Raw genomic sequence first — 5,594 nt, forward strand, 5'->3', positions numbered from 1 at the left:
GTCGTACGGTGCGCTCCTCGCGGAGCGGGCCACCGGGGGGTCAGGAGGCCTTGGCCTTCTCGCCCTCGGACTTGGCGGCGGCCGGAGCCGGGGCCGGCTTGGCGGCCTCGTAGAACTCCTCGCGCGGCGTCTCCATGGCGCCGAGCGAGACGACCTCGCGCTTGAGGAACATCGCCAGCGTCCAGTCGGCGAAGATCCGGATCTTGCGGTTCCAGGTCGGCATGGCCATGCCGTGGTAGCCGCGGTGCATGTACCAGGCGAGACGGCCCTTGAGCTTGATCTTCACCTTGCCCATGACGATCATCGCGACGCCCTTGTGCAGACCGAGACCGGCGACCGCACCCTTGTTGGCGTGGCTGTACTCCTTCTGCGGGAAGCCCCGCATGCCGGAGATCACGTTGTCGCCGAGGACCTTCGCCTGACGCAGCGCGTGCTGGGCGTTGGGCGGGCACCAGGCGTTCGGGTTGCCGGCGCGGCGGCCGACCACGTCCGGCACCTGGGCGTTGTCGCCCGCGGCCCAGATGTAGTCGGTGCCCTGCACCTGGAGCTTCTCGGAGGTGTCCACGTGGCCTCGGGGGCCGAGCGGCAGGCCGAAGCGGGCCAGCGCCGGGTTCGGCTTCACACCGGCGGTCCACACGATGGTGCTGGAGTCGACCTCCAGGCCGTTCTTCAGGACCACGTGACCGTCGACGCAGGAGTCCATCGAGGTGGAGAGGTAGATCTCCACGCCGCGGCTCTCCAGGTGCTCCTTGCCGTAGGCGCCCAGCTTCGGGCCGACCTCGGGAAGGATCTTGTCGGCGGCGTCGACGAGGATGAAGCGCATGTCCTCGCGCTTCACGTTGGTGTAGTACTTCGCCGCGTCGCGGGCCATGTCCTCGACCTCGCCGATGGTCTCCGCGCCGGCGAAGCCGCCGCCCACGAAGACGAACGTCAGCGCCTTGCGGCGGACGTCCTCGTCGGTCGTGGAGTCGGCCTTGTCCAGCTGCTCCAGGACGTGGTTGCGCAGACCGATGGACTCCTCGATGCCCTTCATGCCGATGCCCTGCTCGGCGAGGCCGGGGATCGGGAAGGTACGGGAGACCGCGCCCATCGCGATGACCAGGTAGTCGAAGGGCAGCTCGTAGGCCTCGCCGACGAGCGGCGCGACCGTGGCGACCTTGCGGTCCTGGTCGATGGTCGTGACACGACCGGTGAGAACCTCAGCCTTGGGCAGCACGCGTCGCAGCGGGACGACGACATGCCGAGGCGAGATGCTGCCTGCGGCAGCTTCGGGGAGGAAGGGCTGGTACGTCATGTACGACCGCGGGTCGACGACCGTGACGGTCGCCTCTCCGTATCGCATCTTCTTCAGAATGCGACGAGCTGCGTACAGGCCTACGTACCCACCGCCTACAACGAGGATCCTGGGACGCTCCGTGGTGCTCATGCCATCGAGTATCCACCCCTCCCCAGGGGGGTGCTCGTGAGCCCCTTCACAAGGATTGACCGACCCTCTGCTACACTTCGCCGCCCACGTGACCCAGGTCATGGGCACCAAAGGGAACCACGGCACCGCGGCAGACGTTGTTCACCGCTTGTGAGCTGGCCCTTGACCCTTCGGGCGGGCCGAACCGCCGCTCCCCTTCATACGGACGCAACGCGCCCGGAACGCGCGCGCGACACCTCCGTACGAGCCCCGGTGTGCCCCGCACGGGCCTGAGGGGCCCGAACTGCGACCAACAGCGCCGAATTCCTTGTGAAGAAGTTCACGAAGTTTCTCGGGGCGTGTCCCGGAAGAGGTCCCCCGGGCGGCCCAGAGGGGCGGATCACGGCTCAACGGTGCAGCTGACGGTGCGATCGAGCGGGCAGCCGGAGGGCTGCCCGCCCGGACCGAAGGGGCCTCCGCCTACGCGGCGCTCCAGGCGATCCCGTCCAGGATGTCGTGTTCGCTCACGACGACCTCGTGGGCTCCCGTCCGCTCCATCACGGCGAGCAGGACGAGCGCCCCGGCCCCGATCACGTCGACCCGGCCCGGGTGCATCACGGGGATCGCGGCGCGCTCCTCGTGCGTCGAGCGCAGCAGGTGTTCGGTGATCGCGCGGACCTGGCCGCGGGAGACCCGGGAGTGGTGGATGGCCCCGGAGTCGTACTCCTCCAGCTCCAGCGCGATCCCGGCGACCGTGGTGACGGTGCCCGCGAGGCCGACCAGCGTGCCGGCCCCGGTGAGCGGCACGGTCTTCTCGGCGAGGTCGAGGGCGGCGTCGATGTCGGCGCGGATCGCGGCGGCCCGCTCGTGGCTGGGCGGGTCCATCACGGCCCCGTCCACGACGAGGTGACGTTCCGTCATCCGTACGCAGCCGATGTCCACGGACCGGGCCGCCTCCACCCCGTCCGAGCCGAGGACGAACTCGGTGGAGCCGCCGCCGATGTCGACGACCAGATACGGCTTCGCCAGGTGGTCGCTGCCCGCCAGCTCCTTGGTGGCCCCGTCGAAGGAGAGCTGGGCCTCCTGGTCGCCGGTGACGACCTCGGGCTCGACGCCCAGGATGTCCCGGACGCCGGCCACGAAGTCGGCGCTGTTCTCCGCGTCGCGGGAAGCGGAGGTGGCGACGAAGCGGATCCGCTCGGCGCCCAGCTCCTCGATCGCCGCCGCGTACTCCCGGCAGGCCGCGAACGTCCGCTCCAGCGCCTCGGGGGCGAGCCGGCCGGTCCGGTCGACGCCCTGGCCGAGGCGGACGATCGTCATCCGCCGGTCCAGCTCGGTGAACGAGCCGGTGGCCGGGTCCAGGTCGGCGACCAGGAGCCGGATGGAGTTGGTGCCGCAGTCGATCGCGGCGACCCGGGTCATGCGCCCTTCCCGTCGGCGGGGCCGTCGAGCGGGCGGAAGGCGAAGTGGCCCCCGTCGCCCTCGTCCACCGTCCAGCCGTCGTCCTCGCCCGTCGGCGCGCACGGCGCGACGCAGGGGCCCTTGGCCCACCACTCCGGCAGCATCGCGATGGCCTCGTCGCCCAGCGGGTTCACCCCGGGCCCGGCGGCCAGCGAGTGGCCGACCAGGACGTGCAGGCACTTCACCCGGTCCGGCATGCCGCCCGCGCTCGGGAAGCCCTCCAGGACCTCGATGGCGTCGCGGCGGGTGATGTAGTCCTCGTGCGCGGCCCGGTAGGCGTCCGCCAGCTCCGGGTCGGTCTCCAGACGGGCCGTCATCTCCTTCATGACCCCGTTGGCCTCCAGCGTGCCGATCGCCGAGGCCGCCCGGGGGCACGTCAGGTAATAGGTCGTCGGGAACGGCGTGCCGTCCTCCAGACGCGGCTGGGTCTCCACCACGTCCGGGTTGCCGCACGGGCAGCGGTGCGCGATGGCGCGCAGCCCGCGCGGCGGGCGGCCGAGCTGCTGCTCGAACGCGGCGATGTCCGCGGCGGTGGGCTTGGTGGACTCGGTCTGCGGAGGGGGCGTTTCCATGCCTGCCTTGGTTCTGCTCGGAAGCTCGTAGTAGGGGGGTTGCGGGTAGGTCAGTCGCGGTCGTCACGGTCGGCGCTGTCCACGCCGTCCCAGAGGTTCGAGTGCCAGGGGCGGTCGCTCGCCCCCGGCTCGCCGCGGCGGTCCCGGGCCGCGTCGGGGTCGGCCACGGTGTAGCCGGTCTCCCCGGGGAGGACGTAATGGAGGTGCTGGCGGGCCAGACGCTTGATGTACGCGTCGTCCTGGAGCCGCGCCTTCTCGTCCCGAAGCTCCTCGGTGCGCCGCTCAGCCTCCTGCGAGAGCCGCTCCTGCTCGGCGATCTCGTCGCGCTGGGAGACGTACTGCCGCATCGGGTAGGCGAGCGCCACCACCAGGGAGCAGACCACCAGCGCCAGGAACGCGGCCCTGCCGGTGAGCCGGGAGCGGCGGGCCTGGCGGCGGTTCTGGGATCGGTACACGCGGGCCGCGGTCTGCTCGCCGAGCAGCCGCAGCCTGGTCGCGGTGGAGAACCGGTCGCGGTCCTTCCCGGCCATGTCTCCCCGCCTCCCCGTTATGCACGTCCGTCCCCGCACACGGTACGGGACCGGGTGCGGGGACGGGCGGAGGCTACCGTCTTGACGCTGTGGGTCAGCCCTTGAAGCGCGGGAAGGCGGAGCGGCCCGCGTACACCGCGGCGTCGTCGAGGATCTCCTCGATGCGCAGCAGCTGGTTGTACTTGGCGACGCGGTCCGAGCGGGCCGGGGCGCCGGTCTTGATCTGGCCGCAGTTCACGGCGACCGCGAGGTCGGCGATGGTGACGTCCTCGGTCTCGCCGGAGCGGTGCGACATCATGCACTTGAAGCCGTTGCGCTGGGCCAGCTCGACGGCGTCCAGGGTCTCGGTCAGCGAACCGATCTGGTTGACCTTCACGAGCAGGGCGTTGGCGGAGCCCTCCTCGATGCCGCGGGCCAGGCGCTCGGGGTTGGTGACGAAGAGGTCGTCGCCGACGATCTGCACCTTGGAGCCGATGCGGTCGGTGATGACCTTCCAGCCGGCCCAGTCGTCCTCGTACAGCGGGTCCTCGATGGAGACCAGCGGGTACGCGGAGACGAGCTCCTCGTAGTACTCGGTCATCTCGGCGGCCGAGCGGGACTTGCCCTCGAACTCGTAGACGCCGTCCTTGTAGAACTCGGACGCGGCGACGTCGAGCGCGAGCGCCACGTCACGGCCCGGGACGTAACCGGCCTCGGTGATGGCCTCGACGATGAGGTCCAGGGCGGCGCGGTTGGACTCCAGGTTCGGGGCGAAGCCGCCCTCGTCGCCGAGTCCGGTGGACAGGCCCTTGGTCTTGAGGACCTTCTTCAGCGTGTGGTAGATCTCCGCGCCCCAGCGCAGGGCCTCGGAGAAGGACTCCGCGCCGATCGGGGCGATCATGAACTCCTGGATGTCCACGTTGGAGTCGGCGTGCGAGCCGCCGTTCAGGATGTTCATCATCGGAACGGGCAGCAGGTGCGCGTTCGGGCCGCCGAGGTAGCGGAAGAGCGGCAGGTCGGACGCCTCGGAGGCGGCGTGCGCGACGGCGAGCGAGACGCCGAGGATGGCGTTCGCGCCGAGCGAGGCCTTGTTCTCGGTGGCGTCCAGGTCGAACATCGCCTGGTCGATGAGGCGCTGCTCGGTGGCGTCGTACCCGACGAGCTCCGGGCCGATCTGCTCGATGACGGCGAGGACGGCCTTCTCGACGCCCTTGCCCTGGTAGCGGTTGGGGTCACCGTCGCGAAGCTCTACAGCCTCGAACGCACCGGTGGAGGCGCCGGACGGAACGGCAGCACGGCCCGTGCTGCCGTCGTCGAGGCCAACCTCGACCTCGACCGTGGGGTTGCCCCGGGAGTCGAGGATTTCCCTGGCTACGACGACGTCGATGGACGGCACGAGGCATCTCCTTCTGGGATCTGACACTGGTTGTGCAGGGTCACTGTGGCCTTGCGACCCGAGCCTATCCGGCCCGGCCGCGTCAGTCGGCCGACCGCCCGCCTCCTGGGACGAAAAAGGACCCAAGGGCCTGCATAGCGGGACAGAACTCTAGAAATCTACTGGGCGGTAACAACAAGAGGTGAACGCATACGGGCCCCCCGGCGCCCGCCGCCCACGAAGAACCCGGCCCGGCGCGCTGGGGGGAAGAG

Annotated in this window: 5 protein-coding genes; all 5 read right to left on the reverse strand. The window is 70.5% G+C overall.

The genetic code is table 11. The annotated features are described in order from the left end of the window. Window positions 1-40: 40 nt before the first annotated feature. A complete protein-coding gene (locus tag ACFWM7_RS33075) occupies window positions 41-1,426 on the reverse strand; it encodes an NAD(P)/FAD-dependent oxidoreductase (protein WP_383267877.1) in 1,386 nt (461 codons plus the stop codon). Window positions 1,427-1,885: 459 nt separating this feature from the next. Then, window positions 1,886-2,827: an exopolyphosphatase gene (locus ACFWM7_RS33080; protein WP_383267880.1), complete on the reverse strand. Its 942-nt coding sequence runs from the start codon at window positions 2,825-2,827 to the stop codon at window positions 1,886-1,888. Next, complete coding sequence (locus ACFWM7_RS33085; RefSeq protein ID WP_383267882.1) at window positions 2,824-3,438, reverse strand: DUF501 domain-containing protein; 615 nt, start codon at window positions 3,436-3,438, stop codon at window positions 2,824-2,826. The genes ACFWM7_RS33080 and ACFWM7_RS33085 overlap by 4 nt, the downstream gene beginning before the upstream one ends. A 50-nt stretch (window positions 3,439-3,488) precedes the next feature. Then, a complete protein-coding gene (locus ACFWM7_RS33090) occupies window positions 3,489-3,968 on the reverse strand; it encodes a septum formation initiator family protein (RefSeq protein ID WP_383267885.1) in 480 nt (159 codons plus the stop codon). 94 nt (window positions 3,969-4,062) lie between these two features. After that, entirely contained in the window at window positions 4,063-5,343 is a 1,281-nt protein-coding gene (gene eno / locus ACFWM7_RS33095) for a phosphopyruvate hydratase (RefSeq protein ID WP_018515627.1), read from the reverse strand. Window positions 5,344-5,594: the final 251 nt, after the last annotated feature.

The organism is Streptomyces sp. NPDC058375 (assembly GCF_042723425.1).
In the GTDB taxonomy this organism is placed as follows: Bacteria; Actinomycetota; Actinomycetes; order Streptomycetales; family Streptomycetaceae; genus Streptomyces; species Streptomyces durocortorensis.

Coding starts and splice junctions, on each gene's coding strand:
- ACFWM7_RS33075 (WP_383267877.1), bottom strand. CDS start 1,426: ATGAGCACCACGGAGCGTCCCAGGATCCTCGTTGTAGGCGGTGGGTAC.
- ACFWM7_RS33080 (WP_383267880.1), bottom strand. CDS start 2,827: ATGACCCGGGTCGCCGCGATCGACTGCGGCACCAACTCCATCCGGCTC.
- ACFWM7_RS33085 (WP_383267882.1), bottom strand. CDS start 3,438: ATGGAAACGCCCCCTCCGCAGACCGAGTCCACCAAGCCCACCGCCGCG.
- ACFWM7_RS33090 (WP_383267885.1), bottom strand. CDS start 3,968: ATGGCCGGGAAGGACCGCGACCGGTTCTCCACCGCGACCAGGCTGCGG.